This is a genomic window from Roseomonas sp. CAU 1739, assembly GCF_039839775.1.
GTDB lineage: Bacteria > Pseudomonadota > Alphaproteobacteria > Acetobacterales > Acetobacteraceae > Neoroseomonas.
Genome location: NZ_JBDOQQ010000006.1, coordinates 242,343 through 262,150, shown reverse-complemented (window position 1 = coordinate 262,150; position 19,808 = coordinate 242,343). Strand labels below are relative to the sequence as shown.

Below are 19,808 nucleotides of genomic sequence, written 5' to 3'. Positions count from 1 at the left end.
GGCAGTCGTGTTCACAGCCAGCGCTTCCGACGCTTATAGGATTTGAGGTTGCGGAAGGATTTCCGTTCCGCGCCGTGCCCGCCGAGATAGAACTCCTTCACATCCTCATTCTCGGCCAGGGCGGCAGCCTCCCCATCGAGAACCACCTTCCCCTGCTCCATGATGTAGCCGTAGGACGCGACGGACAGTGCCATCCGCGCATTCTGCTCCACCAGCAGGATAGTGATGCCGAGGTCGCGGTTGAGGCGGCGGATGATGCTGAAGACCTCCTTCACCAGCAGCGGTGAGAGACCCATGGAGGGCTCGTCCATCAGGATCAGCCGTGGCCGCGCCATCAGCGCTCGGCCGATCGCCAGCATCTGCTGTTCTCCGCCGGAAAGGTAGCCGGCGAGGCCCGTTCGTTCGCGCAGGCGCGGAAAGTATTCGAACACCATGTCGATGTCGCGCTTCACGTTCGGATCGCTGCGCGTGAAGGCGCCGAGGCGAAGATTCTCCACGCAGGTCATGTCCGAGATGATTCGGCGTCCTTCCATCACCTGGAAGATGCCGCGGCGGACGATGCGGTCAGCCTCGGTGCCGTTGATGCGTTCGCCGTCGAACAGGATGTCGCCGCGCGTCACCTCCCCTTCCTCGGTGCGCAGCAGGCCGGAGATCGCCTTCAGTGTGGTCGACTTCCCTGCGCCGTTGGCACCGAGCAGGGCGACGATCTGCCCCTTCGGCACCGCGAGCGACAAGCCGCGCAGCACGAGGATGACCTCGTTGTAGACCACCTCGATGTTCTTCACCTCGAGGAGAGGTGGCACGGGGGTCTCCCCCCGCGCCCCCGTCGCCGGCGCGGCTTGATCCGCCATCACCAGCCCAGCCAGTCCGCCCGGCGCTGCAGGTCGATGGTGGCGACCGGCTGCAGGGACATCGTGCCGGCGGCGACCAGTTCCTGCACCGAGCCCTGGGCCGTGTTGCCCGTCACCTGCGCACGATAGAGCGCGACGCGCATGGTCCCGCGGTGGTCCGCCGCCGTGAAGGTGGACGGCGTGCAGACGCCCTGGAACCCGTTCGGTACCCAGTTCTGGCGGGCATAGAAGCCATCGCGGATGCGTTCGCCATTCACCTGGCCGCCGTTGGTCGCGGCGGTTTCCATCGCCTCGACCATCAGCATCGCCGCACAGGCCCCGGCAAGGTAGTGCACGGGACGGTAGGCGGTGCCGGTCGGATCGGAGGTACGGCTGATGGCGCGGATCGTGTCCATGCCCGGGCCCGTGCCGCCCCAGACGGTCTCGGTTCGGACCGGGAAGACGACGCCGTTCGCCGCGGTGCCGGCGGCCTTCATCGCATTCTCATCCATGCCCCAGACATTGCCAAGGAACTGGACCTGCACGCCAACCGTCTGGCAGGCGCGCAGCACGGAGATGTTCGACCCCGCCGTATTGCCCAGATAGGCATAGTTCGCGCCCTGGTTCTTCAGCGTCAGACATTGCGCGGTGTAGTCGCCCGGCGTCAGGGCGAACTGGATCGCGGGGAGCACTTCAAATCCCAGTTCGCGAGCCAGCGCCTCACCGGCCTCCTTGGGGCTGTTCGGGTAGGGGTGGTTGGCGCCCATATGGACGTAGCGGGGGCGGCCCTGCTGGCCGCGCGTGCGCCAATCCTCGGCGGCCCATTGCAACATGCCGCGCAGCGCATCCGAGTAGGACGGCCCGTAGAAGAAATTGAACGGCGCCGGTTCCACACCCTGCCGGCCGGACCGCCCGCCCGCATCGGTGAGCGCTGCGGAGTAGGAGCCGGAGATATAGGGAATGCGGTCGCGGGTGACGAAGCGGACCAGTGCCTCGGTATCCGCCGTGCCCCAGCCCTGGATGGCAACGACGCGTTCCCGCTGCGCCCAGGACTGGTATTGGCTGACCGCGCGCGGCGCCTGGTAGCCATAGTCGAAGCCCGAGACGGCGAGCCGCCGGCCCGCTACGCCATTGCGCGTCTGGTTCACCCAGTTGAGCGTATCCGCCACGCCCTGCCCGTAGGGCACGCCGACATCCGATGTCGCACCCGAATTGTCCATCAGGTGCCCGACCGGAATCGGCGCCTGGGCGAGTGCGGGTCCTGCGGCGAACAGCACGCCGGCGAGCAGCGGAAGCGTATACTTCATCAGGTCATTCCTCCTTGGATCGAACGGGCCGTTGGCCGGCCTCAATGCGAGAACGGGTAGAGTTTCCAATATGCCCTGATCATGTGCCAGCGATGCGCGATGCCGTCGGGCTCGAAGATCAGGAACAGGATGATCGCCGCGCCGATCGCCATTTCCCGCAGGAAGGAGATCGAGGCGCCGAGGCGTAGTGCCCGGTCGATCGCGCCGCCGGCGAGCAGATCCGCCCCGGCCTGCACGATCTCCGGCAGCAGCACCATGAAGGCCGCCCCCATCAGGCTTCCCATGATCGACCCGAGCCCACCGATGATGATCATCGCGAGGAACTGGATCGAGTAGAGGATGTTGAAGGCCTCGACGCTGACGAACAGCAGGTAGTGGGCGTAGAGCGCGCCGCCGATGCCGGCATAGAAGGACGCGATGCCGAACGACAGCGTGCGGTAGTAGGCGAGGTTGATGCCCATCATCTCGGCGGAGAGATAATGGTCCCGCACCGCGATCAGCGCTCGCCCGTCCCGCGTGCGCATCAGGTTCGCGGCGGCGACGAACATCACCACGAGATGGACGAGGACGATATAGAAATACGTCTCCTCCCTGTCGAAGCGCATGCCGAACAGCGCGTAAGGGTCGGTCACGCGCCCGGCCACGCCGCCGGAGAACCAGCGCGCCCGGGCGAAGAAATCCTCGAGGATGAATTGGGCCGCGAGCGTCGCGATGGCGAGGTACAGCCCCTTCAACCGCGCCGCCGGCGCGCCGAACACCAGGCCCACCACGGCGGTCATCAGCCCGGCACCCCAGATCGCCAGAGGCACCGGCACGCCATGTTCGGCCAGCAGCGCCGAGGCGAAGGCGCCGAAGCCGAAGAAGGCGGCGTGGCCGATCGAGATCTGCCCGGTGAAACCGACCAGGATGTTCAGCCCCAGCGCCGCGATGGCGCTGAAGCCGATGGTGATCAGCAGGCCAAGTTCGTAGCGCCCCAGCACCAGTGGCGCGGCACACAGCGCCAGCAGCCCCACCAGCATCGCGATGCGCGCATTGCGCGTGGGGAAGATCGTCGTGTCGGCACGGTAGCTGCTGCGGAAATCCCCGGCCGGCGTCATCGATGCCATGATGCGGTCAGACCCGCTCGATATTGCGGGTGCCGAACAGGCCATAGGGCTTGATCAGCAGGATCAGGATCAGCGCGTAAAAGGGGGCGATCTGGTACATGTTTCCCCAATTCAGCCACTGCGCATCGACATATTGCGCGACGTTCTCCAGCACGCCGACGATCAGGCCGCCCAGCACGGCGCCGACGATGGAATCGAGCCCACCGAGGATGACCGCCGGGAACACCTTGATCCCATAGAAGGACAGCGCCGAGGACACGCCGTTCACCACCCCCACCACCACGCCGGCGACGGCGGAGACGACCGCAGAGATCGCCCAGGACATGGCGAAGACCTTTGGCACCGACACGCCCAGCGACTGCGCCACCTGCTGGTCGAAGGCCGTCGCACGCATCGCCAGGCCATACTTCGAATAGGTGAAGAACCACCAGAAGCCGAGCATGATCAGCGCCGAGACACCGAGGCTGGCGAGATAGACCGACTGCACCTCCAGCCCCAGCACACGGACGCGTTCGACGGTGAAGATCGGCGGGAAGGGCTGGGCGAAGACGCCGAAGATCCACTTCATCAGCGCCTGGAAGAAGATCGACAGGCCGACGGTGGCCATGATGACGCTGATCACCGGCTCGCCGATCAGCGGCCGCAGCACGATAACCTGCAGCAGCATGCCAAAGGCCGTCATGAAGGCGAGGGTGAACAGAAACCCCGCCCAGATCGGCAATTGCCAGTAGGTCAGCATCCACCAGCAGACCCAGGCGCCGACCAGCAGAAACTCGCCCTGGGCGAAGTTCACCACCTGCGACGCCTTGTAGATCAGCACGAAGGACATCGCGACCACGCCATACAGCGCGCCGACGATCAGCCCGTTCAATACAAGCTGGAACAGCAGCGTCGCGTCCATTCAGGCGTCCTCCGTCTCGCGCGCCGCAGCCATGCGTGCCACCTGCAGCACCGTGCGGATGCGCTGCTTCGTACCGTCCTGGAAGGCGATGGTGGTATCGACGGGGATCGCATCGTCACCGGCATAGATCGCGCCGATGATGCCGCCGTATTTCTGGTTGATCACGCCGCGGCGCACCTTGCGCGTGCGGGTCAGTTCCTCGTCATCCGCATCCAACTCCTTGTAGAGCAGGATGAAATCACGGATGCGCTGGGCCGGCGGAAGGGAGGCATTCACTTTCGCCACTTCCTCGCGGATCTTCTCCAGCACCTCGGGCCGCGCCGAAAGGTCAGTATAGGTTGTGAACGCGATGCGATTGCGCTCGGCCCATTTGCTGACAATGGGAAAGCGGATGCATATCATCGCGGCAAGGTGGGGCCGCTGGTCGCCGAGAATGACCGCCTCCGCGACGAAGGGGCTGAACTTCAGCTTGTTCTCGATGAATTGCGGCGAGAAGCGGTCTCCGCCGCTGGTCGTCGCGATGTCCTTGATGCGGTCGATGACGACAAGCTGCCCTTGAGCATTGAAATAGCCGGCATCGCCCGTGTGCAGCCAGCCCTCGCGCATGTCGGGCACATCCTCGATGCCGAGATAGCCCGAGAACATGTTCGGATGCCGCGTGACGATCTCGCCGACACCATTCGCATCGGGTTCGTGGATATGCAGTTCGACATCGGGACCGAAGGGCACGCCGACCGTGTCGAAATCGACTGCATCGGGCCGATGCAGCGTGTAGGCGCCCAGCAGTTCGGTCTGGCCGTAGAGCTGGCGCAGCGGCACGCCCAATGCCTGGAAGAAGCGGAAGGTCTCCGGGCCCAGCGCCGCGCCGCCGGTCGCGGCGGAACGCAACCGCGTGAAGCCGAGCCGGTCGCGCAGGGCGCGGAACAGCAACGCGTCGGCCAGCATGGACTTGCCGCCGGCCTCGAGCGCCTCCAACCCCAGGCGCATTCCTGCATCGAAGGCGCGCTGCTTCAACCGCGACGCATCCATCACCCGCGCCCGCACATCGGCCGCGAGACCTTCCCAGACACGCGGCGCGAACAGCACGAAGGTCGGCGCGATCTCGCGGAAATCGGCCATCATCGTCTCGGGTTCCTCGACGAAATTGACCTTCATCCGGGCAATCAGCCCCCAGCCGAGGACATAGATCTGCTCCATGATCCAGGGCAGTGGCAGCACCGAGACATACTCATCCTCCGGCCCCTTCGGATCGGCCGCGAGGTAGGCCTCGCAATGGCGGATCAGCGCCCGGCCGGTGAGCTGCGCGAGCTTCGGCCGCGCCGTGGTGCCGGAGGTGGTGCAGAGGATTGCGACATCCTCGCCCTGCGTCGCATCGACCAGCGCATCCCAGGCCGCCGGATCCGCCGCGGCCATCTCCGCGCCACGCCGCCGGAGGTCTTCCATCGACAGCAGCCGCGGATCCGCGTGCTTGCGCATGCCGCGCGGATCGCAATACACGATGTGCCGCAGCCCCGGCACCTGCTCCGAGACGTTGAGCAGCTTGTCGACCTGCTCCTCATCCTCGGCGATCACCGCGACGGCGCCGCTGAAGGCGAGCAGATAGGCGACCTCGTCGTCCAGCGCGTCGCGATAGATGCCGAGCGAGCGGGCGCGGATCGCATGCGTCGCGATCTCCCCCATCACCCAGTCGGGGCGGTTGTCGCCGATCAGTCCAATCACCTCGCCCGGCGCCACGCCGATCGCGCGCAGGCCAAGGGCGATGTCGCGGGTTCGCGCCGCGACCTCGGACCAGCGGAGGGCACGCCAGATGCCGAACTCCTTCTCGCGCATCGCGATGTCCCCGCCATGCGCAAGGGCATTGCGGCGAAGCAGGCGCGGCAGCGTGTCCTCGGTACCTGTCATGCCGCGGCGGGCTCGCCTGCCTCATGGACGACCTCATCCGCCTCGCCGAGATAGGCGCGCCTGACATGCTCGTCCGCGAGCACGGCCTCGGGGACGCCCTCGGCGATCTTGCGGCCGAAATCGAGCACCATGATGCGATGGCTGATGTCCATCACCACGCCCATGTCATGCTCGATCATCAGCACGGTCATGCCCCATTCCTCGTTCAGGTCGACGATGAAGCGGGCCATGTCCTCCTTCTCCTCGAGGTTCATCCCGGCCATCGGTTCGTCGAGCAGGATGAGGCGCGGCTTCAACGCGACGGCGCGCGCGAGTTCGACCCGCTTGCGCAACCCGTAGGAGAGCGTGCCGGCGGTCGCCTTGCGGACATGCTGGATCTCAAGGAAGTCGATGATCTCCTCGACCTCCCGCCGATGCGACAATTCTTCCCGCTGCGCTCCACCGATCCAATAGGCCATGCCGCGCAGGAAGCCGGCGCCGAGCAGGTGGTGCCGGCCGACCATGATGTTGTCGAGCACGCTCATGTGCCCGAACAGCGCCAGGTTTTGGAAGGTTCGGCCGATGCCGAGTGCCGCGCGCCGGTTCGGCCGCAGATGCGTGACATCGCGCCCCTCGAACAGGATGCGGCCCTCGGTGGGCCGGTAGCGTCCGGAGATGCAGTTGACCATCGAGGTCTTGCCCGCACCATTCGGCCCGATGATGGAGAAGATCTCGCCGCGCTGCACGGCGAAGGAGACATCGGTCAGCGCCCTGACGCCGCCGAAGCGCAGGCTGACCCTGTCCGCCTCCAGGACAGCCGGATTGCCAGCCACCGTGTCGCGTCCTCCCCTCATTTTTCTGGGGACAGGTTAGGTGCGCGCACGCCGTGCTGGCAACAAGGACGCGCAGCCGAAACGGTCGCTACCCTCGCAGCGCAATGGCGAGCGGTGGGTCATCCGTTGCCAGGAGGTCGACGCCGAGACCCAGCATGCGGCGGATCGAGACCTCGTGGTTCGCCCCCCATACCGAAATCCCGATGCCGGCGGATCGCAGCGCCGCGCTCGCCTCCGCATCGAGCATTGCCTCGTGCACGCCTATTTCGGGAAAGCCGTAGGCCTTCGCGACCGCGATCGTTCCGGGCAGGCCGAGGGAGCGCCAGGTTTCGCGTTCGAGCAACCAGGACACGCCCGCCAGGCCGCCGGCGGCGGCCACCTGGGCCATGGTCGGGGCATCGAAGCCGATGACCCAGCTGCGTCGCCGCAAGCCGGCCCGGTCAAGGTCGGCCAGGACGCGGGCAGCCAGGCCCGAGTAGGGCCGACCATCGGTGCCCTCCTTGATCTCGATGCGAGGGACAACGGGCGAATTCCGGAAGATCGCGAGCATCTCCGCCAGTCGCGGCACCGTCTCCCCGGCGCCGCCCTTCAGCCGCAGTCGGGTCAACTCGGCCATGGGGCGCGCCACCACCGGCCCCGATCCATCGGTGGTCCGGTCGAGCGTGGCGTCATGGATCACGATCGCCTCGCCGTCGGCCGAGGCATGGACATCGCATTCGGCCTGCTCGACCGCGAGGCCCGCGGTGGCTCGAAAGGCCGTCAGCCCATTCTCGGGCCACAGGAAGGCACCGCCACGATGGCTGGCAATGGCACTGCGATGTGGTTTCATGGCGACCCTGCCGGATTGTTTCGGCCCGGTGGGCCGGCAACGCGATGATGTGTGTTTCTTTAATGGTGACTGTGACACTCTTCGCCTAAGAGTGGCAAATACCCGCCACCCCTGCACGCCCAGGAGGCAGACTTGCTGCGGACAGCGCTTAAGAAGTGTCTTTCGCTGGTGCTCCTGCTCATCATCGCGGCGCAGACCGTTGGGATGGCCTCCGCTCAGACGGCGCGGCAGGAGCCATTGCGACTGAAGATCGTCGGCGGGCTCGCTGATGTCAGCCAGTATGTCCGCTATGAGGAACCATTCTGGCGCCGCCATATCGAGGAAGCCTCTGGCGGCAGCATCCAGGCGGAGATCTCCCCGTTCGACCGCAGCGGCATCCGCGCGCAGGAGATGCTGGCGCTGATGCGCCTGGGCGTGGTGCCCTTCGGTACGGTCCTCCTCGCGGTCGTGAGCAACGAGGAACCGGAGTTCAACGCGGTCGACCTGCCGACCGTCAATCCGGACATGGCGGCACTGCGGCGGACGGTGGCGCTGTATCGACCGCATCTCGAGGAATTGCTCGCCGACCGCTTCGACGTCGAACTCCTGGCCATCTACACCTACCCTGCCCAGGTGATTTTCTGCCGCGACCGCTTCACCGGCTTGTCGGACCTGGCGGGCCGGCGCATCCGCACCTCCTCGGTCGGGCAATCGGAGATGTTCGCGGCACTCGGTGCAACACCGGTGGTGATCCCCTTTGGCGAGACCCTGGCGGCGGTCCGCTCGGGGGTCGTCGAATGCGCGGTGACCGGGACGTTGTCGGCGAATGCCATCGGCCTGCATGAGGTCACCACCTACATGCACAGCATGGCGATTACCTGGGGCCTGTCCGTGTTCGGCGCCAACCGCGCCGCCTGGGCGGCGCTGCCGGACTCGGCGCGCACCTTGATCCGCCGGGAACTCGGCACGCTGGAACGCCAGATCTGGGATGCGGCGGAGATCGAAACGGTCGAGGGCTTCGCCTGCAATGCGGGCCTGCCGACCTGCACCAACGGGCGCCGCGGACAGGCGACCATCGTGCCCGTCACCGAGGCCGACCAGGAACGCCGCATTCGCCTGCTGACCGAAACGGTCCTTCCGGGCTGGGTCCGCCGCTGCGGCGAGCCCTGCGTCGACGCCTGGAATGCACGGCTTGCCCCCGCACTGGGCGTGACTGCGCGCCTCGACTGACGATGCAGAACACGCTGTTCCTCCGGCGGGCCATCTTCGTCGGTGCCATTATTCTGCTGCTCGCGCAGACCGCGGCGACGCTGATGATCATCGGCCGCGCACGGGAGGCACAGATCCGCGCCGCCGAGGATTCGGTCGAGCGCATCAGCTTGGCGACCGAGACCTCGATCAACCGCGCCTTCATCCAGGTGGATGCGACGCTGGCCGGACTTCCGGCAATCCTCGCCCATTTTGCGCAGAACGGGCAGATGGACATCGCCGTGCTGAACCGCGTGCTGCGCCAGCTGAACAACCAGACCTTCACCTACCGGGACATCCTGCTGCTCGGCCCGAGCGGCCTTCCGGTGGCGACCGCGCTGCCGGTGTCGCGCCGGCGCCGGCTGCCGCTGCCTGTCGAGACCGGCTTCTCCGAGCTTGTCGAGCGCGGTGGCGGCGTATCGATCGGCGGCCCGGTGCAGAATCCTTCGACTGGCGAATGGACACTGTTCTTTGCGCGCAACGTCACCATCGTCGGCCTCGGCCCCGTGCTGGCCGTGGCCGAAGTGCCGGTGCCCTCGGTGCGCTCCCTCCTGACCGCGGCAGGCGAAAGCCCCGGGATGCGGACGACGCTGGAACGCGACGACGGCATCCTGCTGACCTCGGTCCCGCATGACGAGACGCGGATCGGCCAGCGCCTGGAACCCAACGCGCGAGCCATGGGAATCGGCGCGGATGCGGTCATGACCGCGAGCCGCTTCTCAGGCACAGCTGTCTTCACCTCGGTTCGACCGACCCTCTATCCCACGCTGCTGATCACGACCTCGGTCGAAGTCGATGCCGCGATGGCCGGTTGGTACCGCGACCGGGTCAGGGCCTTCGCCGTGTCCAGCGTGCTGGGCATGGTCATCATCTCGGTCGCGTTGACGCTGATGGTCATGCTGCGGCAGCGCGACAAGGCCGAGGCGGAGCGCGCGCGCGCGCGCCTGACCCTGGACAACGCCTTGGAATCCATGTCCGACGGCTTCGTGATGTTCGATGCGGAAGACCGGTTGATTGCCTGCAACAGCCGCTACAAGGACTTCTACCGCATCAGCGCCCCCTTCATCCAACCCGGCACCAGCTTCGACGAAATCATGCGGGAAGGCGCGAAGCGCGGTCAGTATCCGCAGGCGGGAGCCGACATCGAAGCCTTCGTCACCGAAAGCAAGGCCTTCCACCTGGGCGACCAGCCGTCCATGGAACGGCTGTTGCCCGATGGCCGCTGGGTGCTGATTACCGAACGGCGCACGCCCGATGGCGGAACCGTAGGCATCCGCACCGACATCACCGCCCTGAAGCGCGCCATCCAGGACCTGGCCACCGCGCGCGATGCCGCGGCGGCCGCCGGTGAAGCGAAAAGCCGCTTCCTTGCGCGCGTGTCGCATGAACTGCGCACGCCGCTGAACGGCGTGCTCGGCTTCGCGCAGGTGCTGCTGCAGGACCCACGGCTGGAACCCGAGCAGCGCGAGCAGGTGAAGACGCTGCATGAGGCCGGGCGCCACCTGCTCGACCTCGTCAACGGCCTGCTCGACCTGTCCAAGATCGAGGCCGGGCGGCTGGACCTGGCACCGCGTCCGGTAGCGCTGCGTCCACTGCTCGATGGCTGCGCCACCCTGCTTGCGCCGGAAATTGCGCGCAAGGCGCTGTCCTTCCATCTCGACTTCGACCCGACCCTGCCCGAGGCTGCGGACCTCGACCCGACGCGGCTGCGCCAGTTGCTGCTGAACCTGTTGTCCAATGCGGTGAAGTTCACGCCCACCGGTGGGCGTGTCGACCTGCGCGTCCACTGCGTGCCGGAGGAACGGCTGCGGATCGAGGTGCAGGACACCGGCCCCGGTGTCCCCGCCGACAAGCGCCACCTGTTGTTCGAGGATTTCGTCCAGCTTGCCCCGCAGGGCATCGCCGACGGCCAGGGAACCGGGCTCGGACTCGCCATCTCCGCGCGGTTGGTGGCGCTGATGGATGGCGAGATCGGCTGCGCCGAACCGCCTGGCGGGGGCGCCCTGTTCTGGTTTGAGATTCCGCTGCGCCGCACGGGCATGCCCGTTGCACAGAGCGAGGACCGGATCGACGACGCCGCCGAGGCGACAGACCCGCCGCTCAGGATCCTCGTGGTCGACGATGTCAGCGCGAACCGGCAAATCGCCCAGGCCATGCTGCGCAGCGCCGGCCATGTGGTGGAGGTGGCCGAAGACGGCGTCAGCGCCCTGCTCGCGCTGACGAAGGACAGCTTCGATGCCGTGCTGATGGACCTGCAGATGCCGGACATGGATGGGTTCGAGGCAACGCGGCGGGTTCGCGCGCTGCCACTGCCGGCCTGCACCGTGCCGGTGGTCGCACTGACCGCGTCCGCCCTGCCCGACCAGATCGAGGCGACGCGCCGCGCAGGGATGGATGGCCATCTGGCCAAGCCGATCGATCGGCAGGCCTTGTTGCAGTTGCTGAAGAAGCTGCCGACACGCAGCGCCGAGGCACCAACCGCCAAGGAGGCCCCCGTGTCGGCTGCACCCTATATCGATGCGACGACGCTCGACCTGCTGGAGCGTGAGCTCGGTCATGCGGCCCACGGCATCCTTGCCGAATTCGTCGGCGAGGTGCGGCGCGCCCTTTCGCTGCTGACCAATGCATCGCCGGCCGAGAAGGCCGATGCCGGCCACGTCCAGCATGCGGCGCACCGGCTGGTCGGTGCGGCCCGGACGCTTGGCGCCACCCGCCTGGCGGAGGAGGCCGAGACACTTCAGCGGGCAGCCCGCGGCGGCGATCCCTCTCCCGACCTGCAAGCCTCGATGATCGCGATCGCCCGCGCCACCCTGCCCGAACTCGAACAGCGCCTCGGGATCGAGGGGGTCCTCGCCGGTCTTCCGGTCCGGGCCATGCCGGCGGCCTGACCGCCCCGGCTGGACCGATCCGCCGCCTGGCCTAGGATGCGTCGGACCGGCGGGGGGACTGGATCGGCATGCATTTCGGGGATTGGGTCGCGAACACCGCACGGGATGAACCGCATCCCGAATTGCGTGCCGTGGCATCCGCCGCGCGTCGGACGGAGACGCCCTGCGCCGACGGCGCCCTGGTTTGGCGCGCCTGGGGCCAGGGCCGCCCCCTGGTCCTGCTGCATGGCGGTTCGGGATCCTGGCGCCATTGGCTGCGCAACATCCCTGTCCTCGCCAGAGACCGCTTGGTCATCTGCCCCGACCTGCCCGGCCTCGGGGACAGCGCCATGCCGCCGATGCCGGCCGCACCCGAGACGATCGCCCCGATCCTGGCCGAGGGGCTCCGGCTGGTCCTGCCGGATGCGCCGGGATACGACCTGGCCGGATTTTCGTTCGGCGCCCTCTGCTCAGGACATCTCGCGGCGCTGGACCAGGACCGCTGCCTGTCCCTGACGGTCATCGGCGCCGGCGCGCTCGGCTTCGAGCGCAGCCCGACGACGCTGGTCAAGGTGCGCCATCTGGAAGGCACGGGACGCGACGAGGCGAACCGGCACAACCTGGCGGAACTGATGTTCGCCGATGCGGCGCGCATCGACGAGGTCGCCCTTGCCATGCAGGACCTCCATACCCGTCGCGCCCGGTTCAGGAGCCGCGGCTGGGCGAATACCGACTCGCTGAAGCAGGCCATCGCGCGCAGTCGCGCGCCGCTCGCCGCGATCTATGGCGAACTCGACGCGATTGCCCGCCCGAATGTAGCGCTGCGGCTCGATCTGATCCGTTCCATGCGACCCGGCGCGACTGCCGAGAGCATCCCCGGGGCCGGCCACTGGGTGTCCTATGAGGCCCCGGAAGCCTTCAACGCCGCCCTGCTTCGCGTCCTGGTGCGAGTGGCGGCATCGGCGTGAACGACATCCCCGCGCGCCCGACGCGCGCGGCGACCCTGCGTGGCATGGCATGGATGGCGGCGGCGGGCTTTCTGTTCTGCCTGCTCAACACCGTTGCCCGCCGCCTGGCGCAGGAACTCGACCCCTTCCAGACGCAGTTCCTGCGCTACCTCGCCGGCCTCATCGTGTTGCTGCCCTTCATGATGCGTACCGGGCTGGCGGCATGGCGACCGCATGACCTGCGCGGCCAGGGTTGGCGCGGCCTGATCCACACTTCCGGGCTGCTCATGTGGTTCTGGGCCCTGCCGCATGTGCCGATGGCGGACATGACGGCGATCGGCTTCACCGGCCCGATCTTCATCATGGCCGGGGCGGTGCTGTTCCTCGGAGAACCGCTGGTGCGCGCGCGCTGGATCGCAGCGGGCATCGGCTTCCTTGGCGTGCTCGTGGTGGTGGCGCCGCAATTCGCCGCCACGGGCCGCGGCTTCTGGTCGCTGGTGATGTTGTCTTCCGCGCCGCTTTTCGCCGCCTCCTTCCTGATCACCAAGGCGTTGACGCGGCGCGACCGACCGGAAGTGATCGTTGCCTGGCAGGCGATCACCGTGGCGACCTTCAGCCTGCCCTTCGCGCTCGCCGGCTGGATCTGGCCCAGCGCCGAACAATGGGGCTGGTTCCTGATGACCGGATTGCTCGGCAGCGCCGGCCACTGGTGCCTGACCGAGGCTTTCCGCATCGCCGACATGTCCGCGACGCAGCCGGTGAAGTTCATCGATATGGTGTGGGCCTCGCTTCTCGGATGGCTGGTCTTTGCGGAGGTACCGGCGGCAACCACCTTCGCCGGCGCTGCGGTCATCTTCGCCGCCACGACCTGGATTGCCCGGCGGGAAGCCGCTCGACGCCCGGGCTGACTTGCGCCTCCGCCACGTCCGTCGGATCGTTCCCGCAAGTCACCGCCGGGACGGCGGCAGGAGGAACGCATGAACGACACCACATGGCGACGACGCGCCCTGCCGGCCTTGGCGATGGGCCTCGCCGCCGCACCGGCCCTGGCACAGGATGCATGGCCATCGCGCCCCATCCGGCTGATCATTCCCTTCGCTCCCGGTGGGCCGATCGACACGGTCGGCCGGCTGGTCGGCGAAAGGCTGCGGGAACGGCTCGGCCAGCCCTTCATCATCGACAACCGCGCCGGCGCAGGCGGATCGATCGGGCTTCGCGCCGTCGTCCAGGCGCCGCCCGATGGGTACACCTTCGTCCTGACCTCCTCGTCGCTCGCCATCCTGCCTGCGATCTACGCCAATCTCGGCTTCGACCCGCGGACCGACCTCACGCCGGTCAGCCTGGTGGCGGAGATCGCCACGACGATTGTCGTGCGCGCCGATCACCGCTTCACGAACCTTCAGGCGCTGCTGGCCGAGGCGCGCGCGAAGCCGGGCACGATTACCTATGGCACCTCGGGGATCGGGTCCTCGAACCATCTGTCGGGCGCGATGCTGGCCTCGGTGGCGCAGATCGACCTGACCCATGTGCCCTATCGCGGCGCGGCGCAGGCGACCAATGCGCTCTATGCCGGCGATATCGACGTGGTCTTCGCCAGCACGGTCGAGACGCTGGCCCATGCACGGGAAGGCCGCGCGCGCATCCTGGCCATCACGACGGCGGCACGCATTCCGGCCCTGCCGGACGTGCCCGCGGCGGTCGAGATCATCCCCGGCTACATCGCGCCGAACTGGTTCGCCATCGCAGCACCCAAGGGGTTGCCGGAGCCGATCCTCACCCGCCTGTCGGCCGAACTCGGCGCATTGCGCAATGATGCCGATTTCCGCGCTCGCTTCGCCACGCTTGGCGCGGAACCTCTGATGAGCGCGCCCGACATCCTCGCCGCCCGCCTCGCCGAGGACGTGCCGACCTGGCGCCGCGTGGCCGCCGAGGCCGGCATCCGCGCCGAATGATCCCCTGACAGAGCTGGACACGACATGCGCAAGCTGACCATCGGTGACGTCACCATAACCAGCATCATCGAACGCGACGGCCCATGGCGCGCGCCCGAGGCGATGTTCCCCAAGGCCGCGGCCGCGCCGAGCCTGCTCGCCGAGCGGCTGAAGGAGGTCGAGCCCGAGACCTATGACGCCGCCTCGGGAAAGATGGTCATCACCTACCAGACCTATGTGCTGCGCACGCCGCACCACACCATCCTGGTCGATACCTGCACCGGGGAGGACAAGGGATACCCCGCGCCGATGGATTTCCCGAAGCAGCCCTGGCTGGACGGGCTGAAGGCCGAGGGGTTGGCCTTCGAGGATATCGACTACGTCTTCTGTACCCATCTGCACATCGACCATTCCGGCTGGAACACGGTGCAGCGGGATGGCCGCTGGGTGCCGACCTTCCCGAATGCGAAATACGTCTTCCATAAGCGCGAATACGCCGCCTGGGACGCCAGCACCAAGGCCGCGGAGGAACGCCCCGGCGGCGGCGGCAACGTCCACCGCTTCAACTGCGAGCCGATCGTCGCGGCCGGCCAGGCGCTGCTGGTGGATGACGACTTCCAGTTGGATGACCGCATCACCATCCAGCCGACGCCGGGCCATTCGCCCTGCCATTGCTGCGTCCATATCCGCAGCCGCGGCCAGCATGCGGTCGTGACCGGCGACCTGATGCACCACGCCCTGCAGGTTCATCAGCCGGACTGGTCCACGGTATTCTGCTGGGACCCGGCCGAGGCGAAAATCAGCCGCCGCCGCTTCTTCACCCAGGTCGCCGATACGGATGCGAAGATCCTGCCGATTCATTTTCCCGACCCATCGGTCGGGCGGGTCGAGGCGCAGGGTGACCGTTTCCGCTGGCGATACCTGCGCTGACCCCTTCTGCGGCTTGACGAAGCGCGCCCCCGGTGGTCCGTTCCGGACCATCGGAGGACGCCGCACCATGGATCACAACCAGCCCAACGCCGCCAGCGAAGAGACCAGGATGCTGCGCGACCTGGTCACGAAATTCGTGGAACGCGACCTGATGCCGCTGGAGCCGGCGGTGCTGAAGCGGGAGGCCGAAGGCGGCGGCTTCAAGCTCTCGGCCGCGGAGGAGGACGGGCTGCTTGCCCGCTGCCGCGAGCTCGGCCTGTGGGGCCTCGACGTGCCGGAGGAATTCGGCGGCGCCAATCTGCCGCTGATCTCGCTCGCCGCCGCCGAGGAGGAGATGGCCCGCGCCTGCGTCCCCTTCACCATCCCGCCCGACAGCCCGAACCTGCACATGATGCTCTCGGTCGCGAGCCCGGTGCAGCGCGAGAAGTACCTGAAGCCCTATGCGACCGGCGAGGCGCGCTCGGCCATGGCGATCAGCGAGCCGGGCGCGGGCGGCGACCCGGCCGGCATGACCACCCGCGCCGTGCGCGACGGCGACGACTGGGTGATCAACGGCCGCAAGATCTGGGTCTCCAACGTCCCGCGCGCCGACTTCATCATCCTGATGGCGCGCACCGGCGACGGGAAGCGCCAGGAAGGCATCACCGCCTTCATCGTCGAAAAGGGCACGCCCGGCTTCATCATCGAACGCGCCATTCCGATGATCGGCGGCCGCACCACCTACGAACTGGTATTCGAGGATTGCCGCGTCCCGCATGAGAATGTGCTCGGCGAACTCGGCCGCGGCTATGCACCGATGCAGCTGCGGCTGAACGTGCGGCGCATGCAGATGGGCGCACGCTGCATCGGCATGGCGCGCCGGGGCCTCGAGATGATGGCCGAATACGCGCAGAACCGCGTGACCTGGGGCGTGCGCCTCGCCGACCGCCAGGCGATCCAGTGGTTCGCCGCCGAGGCCGTCATGGAGATGCATGCCTGCCGGCTGATGGTGAACGACCTCGCCGCCAAGCTGGATGCCGGGGCCGATGTGCGGATGGAGGCGTCGATCCTGAAGGTGCGGGCGACGGAGATGGCGCAATCCGTCCTCGACAACGCCATGCAGACCTTCGGCGCGATGGGCATGACGAAGGAATTGCCGCTGCAACTGCTGTACCAGCAGGTGCGCGTCATGCGCGTCTATGAAGGTCCGTCCGAGGTGCATCGCAGCGCCATCGGCCGCCGCACCCTCGGTTCGAAGGTCTGACCGTGGAGGAGGTGCAACGGCCTCTCGAAGGGCTGCTGGTCCTTGATCTCGGACATATCTACCAGGCCCCCTATTGCGGGTTCCTGATGGCGATGGCGGGCGCAACCGTCATCAAGATCGAGCCGCCCACTGGCGAGCCGCTGCGCCGCCGCGCGATGGTGGCCGGCGGGTCGGTGCCGCAGGCGATGCTGAATTCGAACAAGCTCGGCCTGTCGCTCGATCTCAAGAACCCGCAGGGGCAGGAGGTGTTCCTCCAACTGGTCGATCGCGCCGATGTGGTGATCGAGAATTTCTCACCCGGCGCGATGGACCGGCTTGGCCTCGGGCATGAGGCACTGCGCAAGCGCAACCCCCGGCTGGTCTATGCCTGCGGGTCCGGCTACGGCCAGACGGGGCCGGACCGCAACCGCCTCGCAATGGACCTGACGGTGCAGGCGGCGGTCGGCATCATGCACACCACGGGCTTCCCGGACGGTCCGCCGACCAAGGCCGGCCCGACGGTCTGCGACTTCCTCGGTGGCACGCATCTGTACGGCGCGGTGATGACGGCGCTGTTCGCCCGCGAGCGCACCGGCAAGGGTGGCTATGTGGAAGTGGCGATGCAGGATGCGGCGTATTCCACGCTCGCCTCGGCCATCGGCATGCATTTCGGAGGCAAGGCCGATGGGTTGCCGCCGCGCACAGGCAACAGCCATGCCGGCCTCGCCATGGCGCCCTACAATGTCTATCCGGCCTCCGATGGCTGGATCGCCATCATCGTCGTCACCGAGGAGCATTGGGACCGGCTGCTGCGCGCCATGAGCCAGGATGCGCTGATCGGTGATGCGCGCTTCCGCAGCAACCCCGACCGCGTGAAGCACATGGCCGATGTCGACGGCATGGTGACAACCTGGACGTCAGCCCATACGCGGGCGGAGCTCGAGGCGCTGACCCGCAAGCATGGCGTGCCCGCCGCCCCCGTGCGTACGCTGGAGGAAGTGCTGGAAGACCAAGGCATGCATGAACGTGGCATGCTGCGTTGGGTGGATCATCCCGAGGTCGGCCGCGTAGTGCTGCCCTCCACGCCGCTGCGTATCGAAGGCGCGCCGCCGCCGGATTTCGCGCCGAGCCCCTTCCTCAATCAGCATGAGGGCGAAGTGCTCGGTGACATGCTCGGCCTTGCCGAAGCCGAGCGCGACGCATTGCGCCAAGCCGGCGCACTCGGACCGCGCTTCACGCCGCGCTGAATAGGCGCAGCGTGGAACACGCGAGTCCGTGAGCAAGCGCGCCTTCAGCGCGACGCTGGATCAGCGCGCCTTCAGCGCGACGGCGTCCGGGCGCGTTGCTGCGCCCAGTGCTCATCCGTCCAGTCCAGCATCTCCTGCGCGCCGGCCCGCGCACCTCCGAGCAGCCGGCGCCCGCCATCGGCGACGACGCATTCGCCGGTGATGTAGCCCGCGTGATCCGAAACGAGGAACGCAGCGAGGTCCGTCAATTCCTCATGCTTGCCGGCACGGCGCAGCGGCACGCCGGCATGTTCGACCCCACCCGGGCGCAGCCGTGCGACGGCCGCCTCGGTCGGAAAGGTACCCGGCGCAATCGCCACCAACCGGATGCCATGCGGACCCCATTCGACCGCGAGGCTCTGCGTCATCGCCAGCAACCCGGCCTTGGCCATCGCGGATGGCGCCGTGAAGGCGCCGCCCTGCAAGGCTGACAGCGTCAGGATCGACAGCACCACGCCTGGCTGCCCGGCGTCGATCCAGCGACGCCCGCAGCCGATGGTGCAATAGGCCGCGCCGTGCAGCGTCGTCCCCAGCACGGCATCCAGCGCTCGCGCCGACAGGCGATGCGTCTGCGCCAGGAAATTCGCCGCCGCGTTGTTCACCAGGATATCCGGCGCAGCATGGCGCCACACATCGTCGAGCATCGCCTCGACCGCTGCCGGATCGCGGATGTCGCACACATGCGTCGTGACGTCGGCGCCGGGAATCTCGGCACGAAAGGCCTGTGCGGTCGCCTCCAGCACCGCACCACGCCGCCCGCAGATCGCCAGCGACGCGCCGAGGTCCAGGAAGCGCTGCCCGATGCTGCGCCCCAGCCCGGTGCCACCGCCGGTGACCAGCGCCCGCCGGCCGGCGAGCAGCCCCGGCGCGAAGGCCATCTCAGCTGCCCGTGTAGCTCGGCTTGCGCTTCTCCCGCATCGCCGCCAGCGCTTCCTTGTGGTCGGCGGTGGTGTGCGCGACGGCCTGCATGGCAGAGGACATCTCCAGCACGGTGTCGAGCCGGTTGTTCCACGCCTCGCGCAGCAAGCGCCGCGTCATGCGCACCGCCTGGGGCGGATTGGCCGCGATGCGCGCGGCAAGTGCCTTCGCCGTCGGGATGAGCTCCGCATCCGGCACGACACGGGACACGAGGCCCGCCGCCAGCGCGTCCTGTGCCGTCAACGCGTCGCCGGTCAGCGCCATCTCCGACGCCTTGGCGAAGCCGACCACGCGCGGCAGCAGCCAGGCGCCGCCATCGCCGGGAATGATGCCGAGCTTCACGAAGCTCTCGGCGAAGCGCGCGCTTTCGGAGGCAATGCGCAGGTCGCACATGCAGGCCAGGTCGCAGCCTGCGCCCATCGCCGGCCCGTTCACCGCCGCGATGATCGGCAGTTCCAGCGTCTCAAGCAGGCGCGGAATGCGCTGGATGCCCCAACGGTAGTACCCGCGCGCCTGGGCCGGGGTGCGCTCCTTCGGGCCGCTCGCGGCCTCGCCCATGCGGCGCACATTGCCACCAGCGCAGAAGGCGGTGCCCGCTCCGGTCAGGATCGCGACCCGCACTTCCTGCCCCGCATCCAGCGCGGACAGCGTGTCGAGCAGCGCGTCCTGCATCTCGGGGTCGAGCGGATTGCGCGTATCGGCGCGGTTCATGGTGAGGAGGGCGATGCCGTCCTCGATCTCGACCTTCAGCGGCGCATCCATCGGCGCTTCCCCCACATTCATCGGGGCGGAG

General features: G+C 67.8%; 17 protein-coding genes. 8 read left to right on the top strand and 9 right to left on the bottom strand.

Translation table 11 applies throughout. The features are described 5' to 3' along the window. Nucleotides 1-11 precede the first annotated feature (11 nt). From AAFN86_RS12820 to AAFN86_RS12790, 7 genes are all read right to left on the bottom strand, one after another. Entirely contained in the window at nucleotides 12-851 is an 840-nt protein-coding gene (locus tag AAFN86_RS12820; RefSeq protein WP_347543719.1) for an ABC transporter ATP-binding protein, read from the bottom strand. Continuing rightward, nucleotides 851-2,137, bottom strand: a complete 1,287-nt coding sequence (locus tag AAFN86_RS12815) for an ABC transporter substrate-binding protein (protein WP_347543718.1) — start codon at nucleotides 2,135-2,137, stop codon at nucleotides 851-853. The genes AAFN86_RS12820 and AAFN86_RS12815 overlap by 1 nt, the downstream gene beginning before the upstream one ends. 41 nt (nucleotides 2,138-2,178) lie before the next feature. Next, entirely contained in the window at nucleotides 2,179-3,243 is a 1,065-nt protein-coding gene (locus AAFN86_RS12810; protein WP_347543717.1) for a branched-chain amino acid ABC transporter permease, read from the bottom strand. A 7-nt stretch (nucleotides 3,244-3,250) separates the two neighbouring features. Further along, nucleotides 3,251-4,144 carry a branched-chain amino acid ABC transporter permease gene (locus AAFN86_RS12805; RefSeq protein ID WP_347543716.1) on the bottom strand — a complete coding sequence of 298 codons (894 nt, stop codon included), beginning with the start codon at nucleotides 4,142-4,144 and terminating at the stop codon, nucleotides 3,251-3,253. After that, nucleotides 4,145-6,046: an AMP-binding protein gene (locus AAFN86_RS12800; protein ID WP_347543715.1), complete on the bottom strand. Its 1,902-nt coding sequence runs from the start codon at nucleotides 6,044-6,046 to the stop codon at nucleotides 4,145-4,147. After that, complete coding sequence (locus AAFN86_RS12795) at nucleotides 6,043-6,879, bottom strand: ABC transporter ATP-binding protein (protein WP_347543714.1); 837 nt, start codon at nucleotides 6,877-6,879, stop codon at nucleotides 6,043-6,045. Before AAFN86_RS12795 ends, AAFN86_RS12800 begins: the two co-directional genes overlap by 4 nt. Nucleotides 6,880-6,946: 67 nt before the next feature. After that, nucleotides 6,947-7,687: a glycerophosphodiester phosphodiesterase family protein gene (locus tag AAFN86_RS12790; RefSeq protein ID WP_347543713.1), complete on the bottom strand. Its 741-nt coding sequence runs from the start codon at nucleotides 7,685-7,687 to the stop codon at nucleotides 6,947-6,949. Nucleotides 7,688-7,855: 168 nt separating this feature from the next. On the opposite strand from AAFN86_RS12790, the gene AAFN86_RS12785 reads away from it, so the two are divergent. From AAFN86_RS12785 to AAFN86_RS12750, 8 genes are all read left to right on the top strand, one after another. Beyond that, on the top strand, nucleotides 7,856-8,896 hold the full coding sequence (locus tag AAFN86_RS12785) for a TRAP transporter substrate-binding protein (protein ID WP_347543712.1): 1,041 nt from the start codon (nucleotides 7,856-7,858) through the stop codon (nucleotides 8,894-8,896). Nucleotides 8,897-8,898: 2 nt separating this feature from the next. Then, nucleotides 8,899-11,802, top strand: coding sequence for an ATP-binding protein (locus tag AAFN86_RS12780; RefSeq protein WP_347543711.1), 2,904 nt, complete (start codon nucleotides 8,899-8,901; stop codon nucleotides 11,800-11,802). A 68-nt stretch (nucleotides 11,803-11,870) separates the two neighbouring features. Beyond that, complete coding sequence (locus AAFN86_RS12775; protein WP_347543710.1) at nucleotides 11,871-12,749, top strand: alpha/beta fold hydrolase; 879 nt, start codon at nucleotides 11,871-11,873, stop codon at nucleotides 12,747-12,749. Beyond that, complete coding sequence (locus AAFN86_RS12770) at nucleotides 12,746-13,636, top strand: DMT family transporter (RefSeq protein ID WP_347543709.1); 891 nt, start codon at nucleotides 12,746-12,748, stop codon at nucleotides 13,634-13,636. Before AAFN86_RS12775 ends, AAFN86_RS12770 begins: the two co-directional genes overlap by 4 nt. 69 nt (nucleotides 13,637-13,705) lie before the next feature. Beyond that, nucleotides 13,706-14,680 (top strand): tripartite tricarboxylate transporter substrate binding protein, encoded by a 975-nt coding sequence (locus AAFN86_RS12765; RefSeq protein WP_347543708.1) that lies wholly within the window; start codon nucleotides 13,706-13,708, stop codon nucleotides 14,678-14,680. 24 nt (nucleotides 14,681-14,704) lie between these two features. Next, complete coding sequence (locus AAFN86_RS12760) at nucleotides 14,705-15,589, top strand: MBL fold metallo-hydrolase (RefSeq protein WP_347543707.1); 885 nt, start codon at nucleotides 14,705-14,707, stop codon at nucleotides 15,587-15,589. Nucleotides 15,590-15,656: 67 nt separating this feature from the next. Further along, a complete protein-coding gene (locus AAFN86_RS12755; protein WP_347543706.1) occupies nucleotides 15,657-16,832 on the top strand; it encodes an acyl-CoA dehydrogenase family protein in 1,176 nt (391 codons plus the stop codon). A gap of 11 nt (nucleotides 16,833-16,843) precedes the next feature. After that, nucleotides 16,844-18,058, top strand: coding sequence for a CoA transferase (locus AAFN86_RS12750; protein ID WP_347543705.1), 1,215 nt, complete (start codon nucleotides 16,844-16,846; stop codon nucleotides 18,056-18,058). A 71-nt stretch (nucleotides 18,059-18,129) separates the two neighbouring features. Here the strand turns inward: AAFN86_RS12750 and AAFN86_RS12745 are convergent, their stop codons facing one another. Together AAFN86_RS12745 and AAFN86_RS12740 are read right to left on the bottom strand one after the other, a co-directional pair. Further along, the gene (locus tag AAFN86_RS12745; protein WP_347543704.1) at nucleotides 18,130-18,975 is read right to left on the bottom strand and encodes an SDR family oxidoreductase; all 846 of its coding nucleotides are present in this window, start codon (nucleotides 18,973-18,975) and stop codon (nucleotides 18,130-18,132) included. 1 nt (nucleotide 18,976) lies between these two features. Further along, nucleotides 18,977-19,777 (bottom strand): crotonase/enoyl-CoA hydratase family protein, encoded by an 801-nt coding sequence (locus AAFN86_RS12740; protein ID WP_347543703.1) that lies wholly within the window; start codon nucleotides 19,775-19,777, stop codon nucleotides 18,977-18,979. Nucleotides 19,778-19,808 lie beyond the last annotated feature (31 nt).